Annotated in this window: 16 protein-coding genes; all 16 read left to right on the top strand. The window is 49.8% G+C overall.

Translation table 11 applies throughout. The annotated features are described in order from the left end of the window. Positions 1-267, top strand: a 267-nt coding sequence (rbfA, locus tag AB4Z33_RS27815; RefSeq protein WP_442053018.1) for a 30S ribosome-binding factor RbfA, incomplete at its 5' end; no start/stop codon positions are given. Further along, a complete protein-coding gene (locus AB4Z33_RS27810) occupies positions 264-1,253 on the top strand; it encodes a DHH family phosphoesterase (protein WP_442053017.1) in 990 nt (329 codons plus the stop codon). The genes rbfA and AB4Z33_RS27810, both read left to right, overlap by 4 nt. 3 nt (positions 1,254-1,256) lie before the next feature. After that, positions 1,257-2,183 (top strand): tRNA pseudouridine(55) synthase TruB, encoded by a 927-nt coding sequence (gene truB, locus AB4Z33_RS27805; RefSeq protein ID WP_442053016.1) that lies wholly within the window; start codon positions 1,257-1,259, stop codon positions 2,181-2,183. Positions 2,184-2,218: 35 nt separating this feature from the next. After that, a complete protein-coding gene (locus AB4Z33_RS27800; RefSeq protein ID WP_442053015.1) occupies positions 2,219-3,166 on the top strand; it encodes a bifunctional riboflavin kinase/FAD synthetase in 948 nt (315 codons plus the stop codon). A gap of 163 nt (positions 3,167-3,329) precedes the next feature. Beyond that, a complete protein-coding gene (gene rpsO / locus AB4Z33_RS27795; protein ID WP_307204092.1) occupies positions 3,330-3,599 on the top strand; it encodes a 30S ribosomal protein S15 in 270 nt (89 codons plus the stop codon). 135 nt (positions 3,600-3,734) lie between these two features. Next, positions 3,735-5,831 (top strand): polyribonucleotide nucleotidyltransferase, encoded by a 2,097-nt coding sequence (gene pnp / locus AB4Z33_RS27790; protein ID WP_442053014.1) that lies wholly within the window; start codon positions 3,735-3,737, stop codon positions 5,829-5,831. A gap of 190 nt (positions 5,832-6,021) precedes the next feature. Next, positions 6,022-7,029 carry a polysaccharide deacetylase family protein gene (locus AB4Z33_RS27785; RefSeq protein ID WP_442053013.1) on the top strand — a complete coding sequence of 336 codons (1,008 nt, stop codon included), beginning with the start codon at positions 6,022-6,024 and terminating at the stop codon, positions 7,027-7,029. A 36-nt stretch (positions 7,030-7,065) separates the two neighbouring features. Then, complete coding sequence (locus AB4Z33_RS27780; protein ID WP_442053012.1) at positions 7,066-8,334, top strand: M16 family metallopeptidase; 1,269 nt, start codon at positions 7,066-7,068, stop codon at positions 8,332-8,334. Next, on the top strand, positions 8,315-8,761 hold the full coding sequence (dut, locus tag AB4Z33_RS27775; protein WP_442053011.1) for a dUTP diphosphatase: 447 nt from the start codon (positions 8,315-8,317) through the stop codon (positions 8,759-8,761). Before AB4Z33_RS27780 ends, dut begins: the two co-directional genes overlap by 20 nt. A 124-nt stretch (positions 8,762-8,885) precedes the next feature. Beyond that, positions 8,886-9,785, top strand: a complete 900-nt coding sequence (gene dpsA, locus AB4Z33_RS27770; protein ID WP_337103008.1) for a dipicolinate synthase subunit DpsA — start codon at positions 8,886-8,888, stop codon at positions 9,783-9,785. Then, the gene (locus AB4Z33_RS27765) at positions 9,782-10,372 is read left to right on the top strand and encodes a dipicolinate synthase subunit B (protein ID WP_337103007.1); all 591 of its coding nucleotides are present in this window, start codon (positions 9,782-9,784) and stop codon (positions 10,370-10,372) included. The genes dpsA and AB4Z33_RS27765 overlap by 4 nt, the downstream gene beginning before the upstream one ends. A 284-nt stretch (positions 10,373-10,656) precedes the next feature. After that, positions 10,657-11,886: an aspartate kinase gene (gene dapG / locus AB4Z33_RS27760; protein ID WP_442053010.1), complete on the top strand. Its 1,230-nt coding sequence runs from the start codon at positions 10,657-10,659 to the stop codon at positions 11,884-11,886. Between the two features lie 148 nt (positions 11,887-12,034). After that, positions 12,035-12,910: a 4-hydroxy-tetrahydrodipicolinate synthase gene (dapA, locus tag AB4Z33_RS27755; protein ID WP_442053009.1), complete on the top strand. Its 876-nt coding sequence runs from the start codon at positions 12,035-12,037 to the stop codon at positions 12,908-12,910. Positions 12,911-13,421: 511 nt separating this feature from the next. Further along, positions 13,422-15,101, top strand: a complete 1,680-nt coding sequence (locus AB4Z33_RS27750) for a ribonuclease J (protein ID WP_337103004.1) — start codon at positions 13,422-13,424, stop codon at positions 15,099-15,101. Between the two features lie 299 nt (positions 15,102-15,400). Beyond that, complete coding sequence (locus tag AB4Z33_RS27745; protein WP_442053008.1) at positions 15,401-16,171, top strand: ClpP family protease; 771 nt, start codon at positions 15,401-15,403, stop codon at positions 16,169-16,171. Then, the gene (locus AB4Z33_RS27740) at positions 16,168-16,386 is read left to right on the top strand and encodes a YlzJ-like family protein (protein WP_442053007.1); all 219 of its coding nucleotides are present in this window, start codon (positions 16,168-16,170) and stop codon (positions 16,384-16,386) included. Before AB4Z33_RS27745 ends, AB4Z33_RS27740 begins: the two co-directional genes overlap by 4 nt. Positions 16,387-16,451 lie beyond the last annotated feature (65 nt).

Genomic DNA, 16,451 nt, shown 5'->3' with positions numbered 1-16,451 from the left:
CCCTGTTACGGTAATAAAGGGGTAGAGACGACTAGCGATCTTTCGCAAGCGAAAGTATATTTGAGCGTGCTTGGCAGCGAAGAGCAGAAGGAAGAGACACTTAAGGCGATAGCCCGCGGCACCGGATTTCTTCGCTCCGAGCTTGGCAAGCGAATGAAGCTGCGCCACACGCCCGTGCTGCTGTTCAAGTTCGACAGCAGTATTGAGTACGGCAGCCGAATTGAGTCATTGCTCGACGATATTAATAACGGAAACGATGCTCGATGATCGGGTCCGCGAGCTACTTGAAGCAGTTGGACGAAGCACTCGCTTTCTTGCGAGAAGGAGACAACTTTCTAGTCGTATCGCATGTACAGCCTGACGGTGATGCAATCAGCTCTACGGTAGTCGTAGGCTGGTTGCTTCATAAGCTGGGCAAAGCAGTCACACTCATTAACGAAGGCGAGCTGCCTTCACGCCTAAGCTACTTGCATCGTTCCTCGGAGATCGGTCATTATCGGGCGAATCCTCTAGAGCAGTCCTTTGCGACGGTCGTATCAGTCGATTGCGCTGACTTCCGCCGTATCGGTGACGTTGCAAGCAGCTTCACTGAAGGCGTGAAGCTGCTTAATATCGATCATCATCCTACGAACAACGGCTTCGGCACCGTTAACGTCATACGTGACAACGCGGCGGCCACCGTTGAAATTTTATATGATTTGATCGAGCATGCCGGCATTGAACTCGATCTTGATTGTGCGACGGCCATTTATACCGGCCTGCTCACCGATACGGGAGGATTCCGGTACTCCAATACGAGTCCGCGCGTGATGGAGATCGCCTCCAAGCTGCTCGCCATTGGCGTATCAGGCCATCAACTCGCCGATCATTTGCTCGAGAAGATGACTATAGCGAAGCTGAACCTGTTGAAGCTGTCGCTTAATCGGCTAACCTTCTCTGACGATCTGAAGATCGGTTGGGTTCACATTGGCAAGGACGATATTCGTACGACGGGGGCAGTTCCAGAGGACCTTGAGGGAATCGTTAATTATGCGCTTAATGTGGATGGTGTTGAAGTCGGCATTTTATTCAAGGAAACGGAAGACGGCGCAGTGAAAGCAAGCTTGCGCTCGGCTGGCAAAGCTGATGTAGCGGCAATAGCCCAATCATTCGGCGGCGGCGGACATGTCAGAGCTGCCGGCTGCCGGCTTGACTGCTCGCTTGATGCTGCGCCAAATCTTCTAGTGGAAGCAGTTCGAAAGGCGTTGGTTTAATTCATGGACGGCATTTTGGCGGTTTGGAAGCCGGAGGGCTGGACATCCCACGATGTAGTAGCAAAGGTAAGGCGCATATTGCGGATGAAGCGGATCGGCCATGCTGGAACGCTTGACCCGATGGTAACAGGTGTGCTCCCGTTATGCCTTGGCCGCTCTACACGGGTCGTCGAGTACTTGCAGGAGCGTCCAAAAGCGTATGAGGCGGTACTTAAGCTCGGTATATCAACCGACACGGAGGATGTAACAGGCGCTGTTCTCGAGGATCAGCCGAATCCGCAAGTGACGGAGGATGCCGTGCGCAAGGCGCTGCGTCAATTCGTTGGTCAGATCGACCAGATTCCGCCTATGTTCTCTGCCGTTAAGGTAGACGGMAAGCGTCTGTACGAGCTAGCGCGTGAAGGGAAGACGGTAGAACGGAAGTCAAGAACGGTGACGATCTACCAGTTGGAGCTTCTGGACATGAAGCTGGATCAACAGTATCCGGAAATTAGGTTTTCCGCTGTATGCTCCAAAGGCACTTATATTCGCACATTATGCGTTGATATTGGCAAGGCGCTAGGCGTTCCAGCTACGATGGCGAGTCTTACGCGCTCGATGTCGGGCGGTATTACTCGCGAGCGTTGCTTGACGCTTGAGGAGATTGAACAATTGCAGCAATCAGGCCGGCTTAATGAGCATCTCATTGACGCTGATGAAGCAATCGATCATTTGCCGATCGCCGAAGTACCAGCCTCTGTTGGCAAGCTAGCATTGCTGGGGCAGAAGATAGCCTTAGCCCATGCTGCCATAGCTGACAGTTCAGTTGCTAATAATGGTGTTCTAGTGCGTTTATATAATGATCAACGATTATTTATTGGAATCTTTCAGATTGATACGGAAAGCGCGTTGCTGAAGCCGATTAAGGTATTCTCCTCAGTCGCCGAGTAAATTAAAGCTTATTAGGAAATGCAGGTGTATCAGCGTTGAAGATAATATCCCTTCAATATCCGTTAGACGGTTTGTCCGCATTGCCGCTGGACAAACCGCTTTCTATAGCTATCGGCCACTTTGACGGCGTACACCGCGGTCATCAGAACGTGATCCGCAGAGCCGTGGTTGAGGCAAAAGCTGCAGGTCAGTTGTCGGCGGTCATGACCTTCGATCCGCATCCGAAAGAGGTGCTGGGCCAAGGCGATCATTATTACCGCTGCCTGACTCCGCTGCATATCAAGACGAAGCTGTTCGAGGAGCTTGGCGTCGACCTTGTTTTTGTAATGAGCTTCGATACCTCATTCGCCTCAGTTACCCCAGAGCGATTCGTTGACGAAGTTCTTCTTGGTTTAGGCGCGAAGCAAGTTGTCGTCGGCTTTGATTTCAGGTTCGGCAGCAAAGGCGCAGGCAATGCGGAAGCTCTTATGCGTCTTGGCGCGCCTAACATTGTCGTACACATCGTTGAACCGCTCTACGAGAATGAATCCAAGGTTAGCAGTACATGGGTTCGTGAGTCGCTGGAGAAAGGTGATCTGGAGACTGCCTCGCTGCTGCTGGGCAGAACCTACGAAATTACGGGCACAGTTGTTCATGGGGATGGCAGGGGGAGAACGATCGGTTTTCCAACCGCTAATATCGATTTCGATTATCCTTATGTATCGCCAAGACTTGGCGTATTCGCCGTCATTGCATGGCTGAATGGCAAGCCGTACCCAGGTGTCCTTAATCACGGCATGAAGCCGACTTTCAATAAGGAAGGCGTTCAGCCCGTTATGGAAGCCCATCTGTTCGACTTTAACCGGGATATCTATGGTGAGCCAATCCGAATCGAGTTCAAATCCTTCATAAGGGCTGAGCAGAAGTTCAGCTCGGTGGACGAACTTATTAAGCAGATTGGAAGGGATTCCGACCAGGTAAGAGAACAATTCAAGGCGAAGTAAACCAACGCCTCGACAAAAGCCTATTCGATATGATATACTGTACAACGTTGTGACTGATTATACAGTTTGTATATACGGGCACTACTTAACCTTAGCTTGGTTGTCCGCTCTCACCGGCGGCGCACGAGGCTAATGGCGATTATGAAGAAGGAGGTGAATTAGGATGGCAATCACGCAAGAACGTAAACAGGAATTGATCGACACTCACAAAACGCACGCGAACGATACGGGTTCTCCGGAAGTTCAAATCGCTATCCTGACTGAAAACATCGTTAACTTGACGCAACATTTCCGGGAGCACAAGAAAGACCACCACTCCCGCCGTGGCTTGCTCAAGATGGTAGGTCAGCGCCGTAAGCTGCTTGCATACCTGAAAAACAAAGATGTTAGACGTTACAGCGCATTGATCGAAAAACTCGGCCTTCGCCGTTAAAAACATGCGTAATGAAAAGCAACCTGGCTGTCCTGCCGTCCGGGAATATCGGATAAGCGGATTCGGGTTGCTTTTTGTAATATGAAAAGTTTCCGAGAGATTTGCCAAAAATGTAAGGTATAGGAGGGATAACAGATGGTACATAGCATTGAAATGACTTTAGGCGGCAGACCGCTCACAATTGAGACAGGCCGTCTTGCAAAGCAGGCGAACGCTGCGGTAACCGTCCGATATGGCGATACGGTTATATTGTGTACAGTTACAGCATCAAACGAACCGAAGGATTTGGACTTCTTCCCGTTGAYCGTTAACTACGAGGAACGTCTATACGCGGTCGGCAAAATCCCTGGCGGCTTCATTAAGCGCGAAGGACGTCCAAGCGAGAAGGCGATTCTGTCCAGCCGTCTGACTGACCGTCCGATTCGTCCTTTGTTCCCAGAAGGCTTCCGTAACGATGTGCAAATTGCGAATATCGTGATGAGCGTAGATCAAGATTGCCCGCCTGAGATTGCGGCAATGATCGGTACATCTGCAGCGCTTTCGATCTCCGACGTTCCGTTCAGCGGTCCAATCGGCGGCGTAAGCGTTGGTCGTGTGAACGGTCAATTCGTGATCAACCCGACGGTTGAGCAAGAGCAAGTAACTGATATTTTCGTAGTGGTAGCAGGTACGAAAGATGCCATTATGATGGTARAGGCTGAAGGCAATGAAGTGTCTGAGGAAGTTATGCTGGAAGCGATTATGTTCGGCCACGACGAGATCAAAAATATCGTTGCGAAGATCGAAGAGCTTCAAGCCGTAGCAGGCAAACCGAAGATGGCTGTCAAGCTTCATAGCGTTGATGCGCAAGCCAATGAAGAAGTGCGCGCATTTGCTTCCAAAGGTCTTCAAGAAGCGATTAAGATCGCGGAGAAGCATGCACGCCAAGAAGCAATCGATGCCGTGAACAGCGAAACGATTGCTCACTTTGAAGTGAAGTATGCGGATTCGCCTGAGCTTCTGTCCGATGTGAAGGAAGTGCTGTACGATATCGTGAAGGAAGAGGTTCGCCGCCTCATTACTCATGATAAAGTTCGTCCTGACGGACGCGGATTGGACGAGATCCGCCCAATCGAGTGCGATGTGGCTTTGCTGCCGCGTACACACGGTTCCGGTCTGTTCACTCGCGGTCAGACGCAAGCGCTCAGCATTTGTACGCTTGGCGCAATGGGCGACGTTCAAATTTTGGACGGCATTTCCCCTGAGGAAACGAAACGTTTCATGCACCATTACAACTTCCCGCCATTCAGCGTAGGCGAGGCTCGTCCGCTCCGTCCTCCAGGACGCCGCGAGATTGGTCACGGCGCACTCGGCGAACGTGCGTTATCGAAAGTTATTCCTTCTGAAGCTGACTTCCCGTACACGATTCGTCTTGTATCCGAGGTTCTTGAATCGAATGGTTCGACATCCCAAGCAAGTATTTGCGCGAGCACGCTTGCCATGATGGATGCCGGCGTACCGATCAAAGCACCGGTTGCAGGTATCGCAATGGGTCTCATCAAAGACGGCGATCACTTCTCGATCTTGTCCGACATTCAAGGGATGGAAGATCATCTCGGCGATATGGACTTTAAGGTTGCAGGTACGGCTGAAGGCGTAACGGCTATTCAGATGGATATTAAAATCGACGGCATTGACCGCAGCATTTTGCAACAAGCGCTTGAGCAAGCTCGTCTTGGACGCCTGTTCATTCTTGGTAAAATGACAGCAGTTATGTCGCAATCCCGTACAAACCTTTCCAAATATGCTCCGAAAATTTTGACGCTTCGCATTAACCCGGACAAAATCCGTGACGTTATCGGCGCAGGCGGCAAAATCATCAATAAAATTATTGAAGAAACCGGCGTAAAAATCGACATCGAGCAAGACGGCATGGTATTCATCGCTTCCTCGAATGAAGAGATGAACCAAAAGGCGAAAGCGATCATCGAAGGCATCGTGAAAGAAGTTGTCATCGGCGAAGTTTATCTAGGTACGGTTAAACGTATCGAGAAATTCGGCGTATTCGTTGAAATCTTGCCGAACAAGGACGGTCTTGTACACATTTCGCAGCTTGCGAATGAGCGTGTAGCCAAGTGTGAGGACGTCGTGGCCATCGGTGACCAAATTACGGTTAAAGTAACGGAGATCGACCAACAAGGCCGTATCAACCTTTCCCGTAAAGCTGTTCTTACACCAGAGACTGCGCAATAAGGCGGTTGGAACGACTATATCGCTTCAAACGAAGAGTCAGATTCGATCTGTCTCTTTTTTTGTTTTGCCCTGCTTTTACGGATAGCTTCATAATCTCGTCCAACGATTCATACATATGTGTAAAGCGTGTCCGCGTCTTGTTGCAAGAAGAATGGCGGGGAGCGCAATAGGCTATGCGGGAGTTGGGGCTATGGCGATTCGAAAAGCAGCAATCATCGCGGCAAGCATGCTGATGCTGATTGTTTTCGTTCGTATAAACGGTGACGTATCTGCTTATCTAACAGCAGTCAAATCAGGAGGCGCAAGTCTGGCAATAGGCAAGGTTGAACGCAGCGATGAGGAAAAACGGCTGCTCTATGATACAATTGTTGCCGAAGCAGCGAATAAGCGGGAAGCTCCCGTCAATGCAACGATTGATCGCGTATGGCGAGCGATCCCCGGCTACAACGGCATCGAAGTTGATGTCGAGCGAACGTATGAAGCCGCGTTGCGATTGCCGGCTAACAGCGCTATCCCATACGTATTCAAGGAAATAGAGCCGTCTATAAAGCTTGAGGACCTTGGAGCCCATCCCGTATATCGCGGTAACCCGAATAAGAAGATGATTGCGCTAATGATTAATGTAGCATGGGGCAATGAATATATTGAGCCGATGCTGAAGACGCTCGAGCAGGAGAACGTGAAGGCAACCTTCTTCCTCGATGGCAGCTGGTTGAACAAAAATGCCGATATGGCACGCAAGATTCAAGCAGCCGGACATGAAATGTCCAACCATGCTTATTCCCATCCCAATATGAGCGAATTAAGCCGTGGAGCGGCGTATACGCAAATTGCGAAGACGGAGGAGCTGCTGAAGTCAACGCTTGGCGTTAACAATCGATGGTTCGCGCCGCCTTCCGGCGATTTTAATCAAATGACCGTTCAAGTCGCCAGGGAGCAAGGTCTGCAAACGGTATTATGGACGATCGATACCGTGGATTGGAGGAAGCCGCCGGCGGAATCAATCATTCGCAAAATCAATGCTAAGCTTGAGCCAGGCGCATTAATCTTGATGCATCCGACGGCATCCAGCAGGGATGCGCTGGCGGGGATGATTGCAAGCGCCAAGGCGAAGGGATATGCACTGGGAACGGTTAGCGAGACATTGTCTTCGAGCAGAATAACGCCCTCCGTTGTTGAGGGAGCGGACTTATTCTGATATAGTGATATCATTCATGTTGTAGGAGGATACTTGGTGAACAAATATACGCTTAGTAATGGATTACGCGTTGTCGTTGAATATATACCGCATGTCAGATCGGTATCGTTCGGCATATGGGTAAAGACCGGCTCGCGCAACGAGACGCCGGAGAACAACGGCATTTCACATTTTATCGAGCATATGCTCTTCAAGGGCACGGACAAACGGTCTGCGAAAGATATTGCTGATTTATTCGACGGCATTGGCGGTAATGTAAATGCCTTTACGGCGAAGGAATACACATGTTACTTCGCAAAGGTACTTGATGAGCATCTGCCGATTGCGGTAGATGCGTTGTCAGACATGTTTTTCAATTCGCAGATGGATCCAGAAGAGCTGGCGAAAGAGAAAAACGTTATTTTGGAAGAGATTTCGATGTACGAGGATACACCCGACGACAAGGTGCATGACGAAGCATCGAGGGCATCGTTCGGCGATCACCCGCTTGCCTATTCGATTCTAGGCCTTGAAGAAAGACTGACGGCAATGGGACCGGATACGCTTCGCGGCTATATGAAAGAACGTTATACGATTGATAATACGGTCATTAGCGTTGCAGGAAACGTAGAAGAATCGACTTTGCTGGAGCTGCTTGAGAAACATTTCGGCGGCTTTAAGAACAACTCGGGCATTATCGTTGGCAACGAGCCGCCGATATTCCATGGAGAATACAACTTCTTTAAGAAGAAGACGGAGCAGAATCATATTTGCGTCACCTTCCCCGGCTGCTCGATTACTGATTCCAAGCTGTATGCAATGATCCTGCTCAACAATGCGCTGGGCGGCGGCATGAGCTCAAGACTGTTCCAAGAAATCAGAGAGAAGCGCGGACTTGCTTATTCCGTGTATTCCTACCATATGTCCTATGCGGATTCCGGATTGTTCACGATCTATGCCGGCACTGCCCCTAAGCAGACGAAAGAAGTGCTTGATCTGACGATGGAGCAGATCGGCGAGCTGTCCGTCAAGGGACTATCCGAGGAAGAGCTTCATCGCGGCAAAGAGCAACTGAAAGGCAGCTTGATACTCAGCCTTGAAAGCACAAGCAGCCGGATGAACCGTCTTGGCAAAAACGAGCTGATGCTCGGACGCCATTATACGCTTGACGATTTGCTGCAGCGTATCGATACGGTGACGATGGAAGATGTACAATCTGTAACGAAGCAAATGCTGTCCGTTCCTTTTGCCGTTGCGATGGTAGGATCTAATGACAAAGCAGCTGCGCAATTGGGGAGGAATCGATTTGTTCCAGGTACTGTTTAAACGACTAGAGGGTAATGAGGATATAGCCGTGCCTCGCAAAATGTCCGAGTGGGCAGCAGGCTTCGACCTGCAGGCTGCGGTCGGCGAACCTATAGTGCTGGCACCGGGAGAGCGCAAGCTCATCCCGACAGGCTTCGCCATGGCGATGCCGGGTGAGCTTGAGGCACAAATTCGGCCGCGCAGCGGTCTAGCGTTCAAACATGGTATCACTTGCTTGAATTCTCCGGGTACAATCGACGCTGATTACCGCGGAGAAGTAAAGGTGCTGCTCGTTAACTTAGGGCAAGAGCCTTTCACGATTACGCGAGGCGAACGCATTGCGCAGATGGTATTCCAGGTGGTGCCTGCTGTAACGATAGTAGAAGAAGCGGGCGAATTACCGGCAACGGTGCGCGGAGCGGGCGGCTTCGGTCATACAGGCGTGTAACGCACACGATAGCTATACGAGAAAGATCGGGGCATTTTACCCGATCTTTTTTTTCTTTTTCACCCCGATTTGGGCGATAGCATAAGATGATACATATCCAGTTGCCAGAAAGGAGTGAGGCCTAATGCTAACAGGCGTTCAAGTGCTGTTGCTTGGGGGTGATGCAAGGCAGCTTGAAATTATCCGCAAGTTAACGGAGCTTGATGCAACCGTTACGGTATGCGGCTTCGACGGACTGCATTCCTCGCTAGACGGCGCCGTGCATGCGGAATTCGACGAGCAGCTGTTCGAAGGAGTGGATGCGCTTCTGCTTCCCGCAGTAGGAACGGATGATCAGGGCATTATTCATGCCGTGTTCAGCGACCGTCAAATGAAGCTGACCGAAGCTCATATTGCGAAGCTGCCGAAGCATTGCAAAGTATATGCCGGCATGGCGAAGCCCTATTTGCGGCAGCTATGCGAGCAAAATCATATTGCTTTAGTTGAACTGTTCGACCGTGATGACGTTGCGATCTATAATTCCATACCGACTGCCGAAGGCGCCATTATGATGGCTATTCAGAATACCGATTTTACGATTCACGGGTCTACGTCCATGATTCTTGGACTGGGCCGAACCGGGTTCACGCTAGCTCGAACGCTTCAAGGCTTAGGGTCGAAAGTGAAGGTTGGCGTGCGCCGTTCAGAGCACTTTGCACGTGCTTCAGAGATGGGTTTTGAGCCCTTTTATATGGGGGTTTTGCAGCAGCAAGTGGGTAATATTGACTTGCTTTTTAATACAATTCCGACTATGATAGTCACAGCGCAAATTATCGCAAATTTGCCATCGCGAGCGGTCATTATTGACCTTGCATCGAAGCCTGGCGGGACTGATTTCCGCTTCGCTGAGAAGCGTGGCATCAAGGCGTTGCTTGCACCCGGACTTCCCGGTATCGTCGCACCGAAGACAGCTGGACGTATCATAGCGGATTGCTTGACTCAGTTGATTTTGGACGATTCGATTAAGCGGGGGAATGGGTCATGAACTGGAATGGAATTACGGTKGGCTATGCGTTGTCGGGCTCACATTGCACGTTTGCTGAAGTCATGCCAGAAATTAAACGGTTCGTCGACGCGGGTGCCAATGTCGTACCGATCGTATCGAATACGTTAATGACTACGGATACTAGATTCGGCAAATCCGAAGATTGGCAAGCGCAATTGAAGTCGATTACCGGTAATGAGTTGATCTCCACGATTGTGCAGGCAGAGCCGCTTGGCCCTTCGAAGCTGCTCGACGTGCTCGTTATCGCGCCATGTACCGGCAATACGACAAGCCGACTGGCTAACGCACTTACAGACAGCGCAGTCTTGATGGCTGCTAAGGCGCAGATGCGCAATGGCCGTCCGGTCGTGCTCGCTATATCTACTAATGATGGATTAGGGTTGAATGCTGCTAACATTGCGAAGTTGCTAGTGGCTAAACATATTTATTTCGTGCCTTTCGGTCAAGATAATCCGGTGCAGAAGCCGAATTCGCTTGTTGCCAAGATGGATCTTGTTATGGAAGCCTGCGAGGCAGCACTACAGGGCAAGCAGCTTCAGCCGCTGCTCATTGAACGCTATAACTAATTGTTGCGCACAATGAGACGGCACCTTCTTGATGCGTCTACGCACATATCGTCGGCCGTTGTCGTTTCAGAGGCTACTAACAAGAATTTAATCAATAACAACTGCGATTAGTAAGGTGTCAAGCAGTTGCTGGCGGCCTTAATACGTGGATGGTCTTTGATAACCTGCTCGATTTGCAGCATGATACGTCATATGAGTCGCCGAAATGAACGCAACAGGTACATGTATTAAGAGAAGGATAGTAGACTGCTTCATCTTGCGATCGGCTAYGGAGGCTAGCTTACATGCGCATCCTGATTCAAAAATTCGGGGGCACCTCATTATCATCCGATCATGCCAGAGAACATGTCATTGACCACATAAGAAGAGAACGAAGCAATGGATACGCGGTCGTCATCGTCGTGTCCGCGATGGGGAGAAAGGGCGATCCGTACGCTACGGATACGCTTCTTCAACTTATCAGGGATAATGGCGATCGATTGCCGGATCGCGAGAGAGATATGCTGCTGGGCTGCGGGGAGATCATATCTGCAGCCGCTTTATGCAGTTTACTTGTAGCGAGAGATATTCCTGCTGTTGCCCTAACCGGCGGACAGGCGGGCATTATAACCGATGAACAGTATGGTCATGCACGTATTAAGGAAATACGGCCTGATCGCATCGTCAGCCTGCTGCATTCTGGCGTTGTCGTCATTGTGACAGGTTTCCAAGGCATTACCGCGCAAGGCGATACAACAACGCTCGGTCGAGGCGGAAGCGACACGTCGGCTACGGCGCTGGGCGCTGCGTTGCGAGCTGAGATGGTTGATATTTATACGGATGTCAGCGGTATTCTGACAGCCGATCCACGCATTGTGAAGGAAGCGAAACCGTTGCCCCGCGTCAGTTACGCAGAAATATGCAATATGGCGCGGCAAGGCGCGAAGGTCATACATCCTCGCGCGGTTGAGATCGCTCAGCATGCGAAGATCCCTTTCCGAGTTCGTTCAACATTTAATACAAACCCGGGGACACTCGTTACCGATACGTCTTTGGATCGTTCAGAGCATACGGTTAGGGATCGTCACGTGACCGGCATTGCGCATGTCTCAGGCATTACGCAAATATCGGTCAAAGCGATTGAAGGACGCAGCGATGTTCAGCTACAAGTGTTTCAGTCGATGGCTAAGCATCGTATTAGCGTCGATTTTATTAATGTTACGCCGAGCGGAGCCATATATACCGTATTTGATCAGGACGCTGAGCGAGCTGTCAACGTGCTCAGGGAAGGCGGATTCACTCCAGCAGCGATTAATGGCTGCGCGAAGGTATCTGTAATCGGGGGCGGAATGAACGGCGAACCGGGCGTAATGGCCCGAATTGTCGAAGCATTGACAGAGCAAGGCATTTCCATTATGCAATCGGCGGATTCGAATACGACGATCTGGGTGCTTGTACGCGAAGCGGATATGGCGGCTGCGCTTCGGGCGCTGCATGCAAAGTTCGAACTTCACCTACCGCTTTATTCGCAATAGTGAGCAATGTTAGTGATATATATATTGGTTTTACAGATTATTCCCGTATTCGATGAAGTCTTAATCATAGCTGTTTACGATGTTGGTTTTGCCCGATCGAACTTCGATGCGAACAGGCAAAGCTCTTATACTTATAGGAGGAGATCAGATGGACTTCGGAAGACTAATTACCGCCATGGTTACGCCGTTTGACGCAAACGGACAGATTGATTTGGAGACAGCAGCACGCTTAATCGATTATTTGATTGACGTGCAACAAAACACGAGCATCGTAGTATGCGGAACAACCGGAGAATCGCCAACGTTGTCCGACGAAGAGAAGCTGGAGCTGTTCCGTTTCGCTGTTAAGCATGCGGCAGGCCGCGTCAAAATTATTGCAGGAACAGGCAGCAACAACACGGCCCATACGATCCATCTTACGAAGGAAGCGGAAGCTTGCGGCGTGGATGGCATACTTCTTGTGGCCCCGTATTACAACCGTCCTAGCCAGGAAGGTTTGTACCAGCATTTCAAAGCAACGGCAGAAGCAACGAAATTGCCGATCATCCTTTACAATGTTGAAGGGCGCACTGGCGTCAATATTTCCGCAGCAACGACGATTCGACTAGCACAGATTGACAATATTGTTGCGACGAAGGATTGCGCATCGACCGATCAATTGACGCTAATCGTTGCCGGAGCGCCGGAAGGCTTCGTCGTGTATAGCGGCGACGACAGCATGACATTGCCTGCGCTTGCAGTTGGCGCTTACGGCATTGTCAGCGTGGCGAGCCATATCGTCGRCTCAGAGATGAAGCAGCTGATCGACGCATACTTGAGCGGCAACGTTCAGGAGGCCGCGCGTATTAACGGTCGATTGTTCCCGATATTCAAAGGTTTGTTCAACTGTCCTCATCCCGTTCCTAATCCGGTTGCAGTGAAATACGCACTAGGGCTCAAAGGAATTCCGGTAGGCGAAGTAAGGCTGCCGCTCGTTCCGGCAACGGAGCAGGAAGCTGCTTTCATTCGCGATTTGATTCAATAAATAACGCAATTATTTAACGACAGCCGGTGCGTCCAGCATCGGTTTTATTTTTTGGGGAAATCTAAATAATATCGCTAAATCGGGTTTCACTTGTATTCCAGCTTTTTCATCATGTATAATGAGTTCAAGTGACTGGGTGCGGCAAATATTTGAGAACGAAAGTAATAACGTCGGAACGGCGTCTGACGATAGAAGCGCATACGTAAACTCATATTTGCATTTTCGGTTTGCAACGATCGAGAATACGCTTTCGAAGCTGTCTAAGCTTCGGTACTTTTCGTATGATTTTTCGTGGCGACTTATGGTTTCACAGAGCCGAATGGCAGTATTCGTACGATCGGCTCACCGCTTTACGTTTCCAAAGAATAGGCTTTCGAGGGATTTTATGCTTGATAAGCCACACTATATGCTTTCCATGAAGCTGTCATAAGCTTCACATACTTACCAACAAATTATATTGCTTACGAAGCAGCAAGCTGCTTCGCATAACCTTAAGGAGGTCTAGATCCACTTGTCGAAGAAGAACAACCAGGATAAGCTGCTCATATTTGCACTAGGCGGCGCAGGCGAAATCGGAAAAAATATGTACGTAATTCAATATAACAACGACATTGTTGTTGTTGACTCGGGATTGAAGTTCCCGGAAGAGGACATGCTCGGAATCGATATCGTCATTCCAGATATATCCTACCTTACAGAGAATCGCGACAAAGTTCGCGCTATTCTCATCACGCATGGTCATGAAGACCACATTGGCGGTTTGCCGTACGTGTTGAAAAGTCTGAACGTACCGGTATATGCAACAAAACTTACCCTTGGACTAATCGAAGGCAAGCTGAAGGAAGCGGGCTTGCTTGGCGAGACGAAGCGTATTCTTATCAACGCTGAATCCGAAATTCAGTTCGGCTCGATTCGCGCATCCTTCTTCAAAACGAACCACAGTATCCCGGACTCTGTCGGCGTAAGTTTGGACACGCCTGAAGGTACAGTCGTTCACACAGGTGACTTTAAGTTCGACCATACGCCGGTTAACGATCAGTTCGCTGATCTGCAGCGTATTGCTGAGATTGGAAGTAAAGGCGTACTTGCCTTGCTGTCCGACAGTACGAATGCTGAGCGTCCTGGCTTCACACCTTCGGAGAGCAACGTAGGGGAAGAGCTTGAAGATATTTTCCGCAAATCGACGCAACGCGTTGTAGTTGCCACATTCGCATCCAACGTACACCGTATTCAGCAAATCATTAACGCTTCGATAGCAACTCGCCGCAAAATTGCTGTCGTAGGCCGTAGTATGGTTAACGTTGTAGGAATCGCTTCCGAGCTTGGTTATTTGAACATTCCTGAAGGTATGTTGATCGAACCGGAAGAAGTGAATAAGCTTGCTGCTGACCGTGTCGTTATTCTGTGCACAGGAAGCCAAGGAGAGCCGATGTCGGCACTTACGCGGATGGCGCGTTCGACACATCGCAAAGTTGATATTTTGCCTGGTGATACCGTCATCATCGCAGCAACACCAATCCCTGGTAATGAACGTTATGTAGGACGTACTGTCGATGAACTGTTCCGTCTAGGCGCTAACGTCATTTACGGTCCAGGTTCCGTATCGGGCGTTCACGTATCCGGTCACGGCAGCCAAGAAGAATTGAAGCTTATGCTTAACCTGATCAAGCCGAAATATTTCATTCCTATCCACGGTGAATATCGTATGCAGCGTCAACACGCTAAGTTGGCTGAATCGATCGGTATTGAGCGCGAGAACATCTTCATCATCGATAACGGCGATACGGTTGAAGTTCAAGGCGGCGTAGGCCGTAAGGGCTCGAAGGTACAAGCCGGCAACGTATTGATTGATGGACTCGGCGTAGGCGATGTAGGCAATATCGTATTGCGCGATCGCAAGCTGCTGTCGCAGGACGGGATTCTCGTTGTTGTCGTTACGCTAAGCAAGCAAGACGGCGCAATTTTATCCGGCCCGGACATCATCTCGCGCGGATTCGTTTATGTTCGTGAATCGGAAGGACTTCTTGATGAAGCGAACCGTATCGTTACATCGACGCTCACGAAACTAATGAATGACAAAGTAAATGAATGGGCTTCGCTTAAGACGAATGTGAAGGATGCGCTTGGCCGCTTCCTGTATGAGCAAACTCGTCGCCGCCCTATGATTTTGCCGATTATTATGGAAGTGTAATTTCCATTTCCATTCCGGATAAACAGAGGATCGCAAGTGTTCGCAGTTTAGGCTGCTTATGCTTGACGGTCCTCTTTTTTTAAAATATAGGAAAGTATAAGTTTCACTCTTATCTTTACGCCTATATTTCACCGCGAAACGTTAGCTTACGCCGCCAAAGGACGGCGATAGCCGTTTACGCTTGCGCGCAAGCGATCCATTTCTTCTCCTCCCATATGAAGCGCAGCCGTATAAATTCAGCCATCAGCCCCATACTATGACGAGTTGCAGGTTATGAGCATAGAGGGGGATATCGATTTATGACAACGATCAGAATGGATGATTTGACAGCAGAACAACCCGAGCCGGCTGGAGCAGATGAGAAGAAAAAAGCGGCTGCGTCCGTTGTCGAGACGATTCAGCAGCTAGGCCAAACCTCTACACCGGTTAATGCGGAGTCCAACATCTTCTGCATGACGATTATCGGTCAAGTGGAAGGGCATATCGTGCTGCCGCCTCAGAATAAAACAACTAAATACGAGCATCTAATTCCCCAGCTTGTTGCGACGGAGCAGAATCAGAAGATAGAAGGCATTCTCATTGTACTCAATACGGTAGGCGGCGATGTAGAGGCGGGCCTTGCCATAGCCGAGATGATCTCCTCCTTGTCGAAGCCGACGGTTACGCTCGTTCTCGGTGGCGGACATTCCATTGGCGTACCGATTGCGGTAGCCGGCAACTTATCCATTATTGCGGAGACGGCTACGATGACGATTCATCCGATACGATTAAACGGTCTAGTGATCGGGGTGCCGCAAACATTCGAGTATTTGGACAAAATGCAGGAGCGTGTCGTTCGGTTCGTCACCTCGCATTCCAAAGTACCGGAGTCTACGTTCAAGGAGCTGATGTTCAAGACCGGAGAACTGACACGCGATATCGGTACGACTGTAATCGGCGCTGACGCAGTCAAACATGGCTTAATCGATCGTGTAGGCGGATTAGGCGATGCTTTGAAGGAGCTTAATCGGTTGATTGACGAACGCAGAAATGAGACGAAACGAAAAGTCGGGGAGGAAGCGACCGTATGACGCTTTATACAAGTATGCCGCTTGAGATCGTGCTGGAAGGATTCAGCGAAGAGATGGAGCCGCTGCAAGAGGTGTGGGCAATGGGGGTAAAGATGCTTGTTACGCCTGTTGCGCCAGGCATGGGCAAGATCGTACGTTTACTTGAATGCTCGCTCGATGATTATTTGAATCCCAGACTTAATCCGGGGATGATTATCAACTACGATTACGTATAAAGGCTATTGCAAGTACCATCGTCTCATAGGAACATTTCCCCACCTATGGTATAATGTTTTACTAG

Origin of the sequence: Paenibacillus sp. 2TAB19, assembly GCF_052115185.1 — a bacterium.
Lineage (GTDB): Bacteria > Bacillota > Bacilli > Paenibacillales > Paenibacillaceae > Pristimantibacillus.
This window is presented reverse-complemented; position numbering and strand designations above follow the sequence as displayed.

Excerpts from the sequence above, each read along its gene's own strand:
- AB4Z33_RS27810 (WP_442053017.1), top strand. The coding sequence starts at position 264 with ATGATCGGGTCCGCGAGCTACTTGAAGCAGTTGGACGAAGCACTCGCT.
- AB4Z33_RS27785 (WP_442053013.1), top strand. The coding sequence starts at position 6,022 with ATGGCGATTCGAAAAGCAGCAATCATCGCGGCAAGCATGCTGATGCTG.
- AB4Z33_RS27740 (WP_442053007.1), top strand. The coding sequence starts at position 16,168 with ATGACGCTTTATACAAGTATGCCGCTTGAGATCGTGCTGGAAGGATTC.
- rpsO (WP_307204092.1), top strand. The coding sequence starts at position 3,330 with ATGGCAATCACGCAAGAACGTAAACAGGAATTGATCGACACTCACAAA.
- AB4Z33_RS27745 (WP_442053008.1), top strand. The coding sequence starts at position 15,401 with ATGACAACGATCAGAATGGATGATTTGACAGCAGAACAACCCGAGCCG.
- dapG (WP_442053010.1), top strand. The coding sequence starts at position 10,657 with ATGCGCATCCTGATTCAAAAATTCGGGGGCACCTCATTATCATCCGAT.
- dpsA (WP_337103008.1), top strand. The coding sequence starts at position 8,886 with ATGCTAACAGGCGTTCAAGTGCTGTTGCTTGGGGGTGATGCAAGGCAG.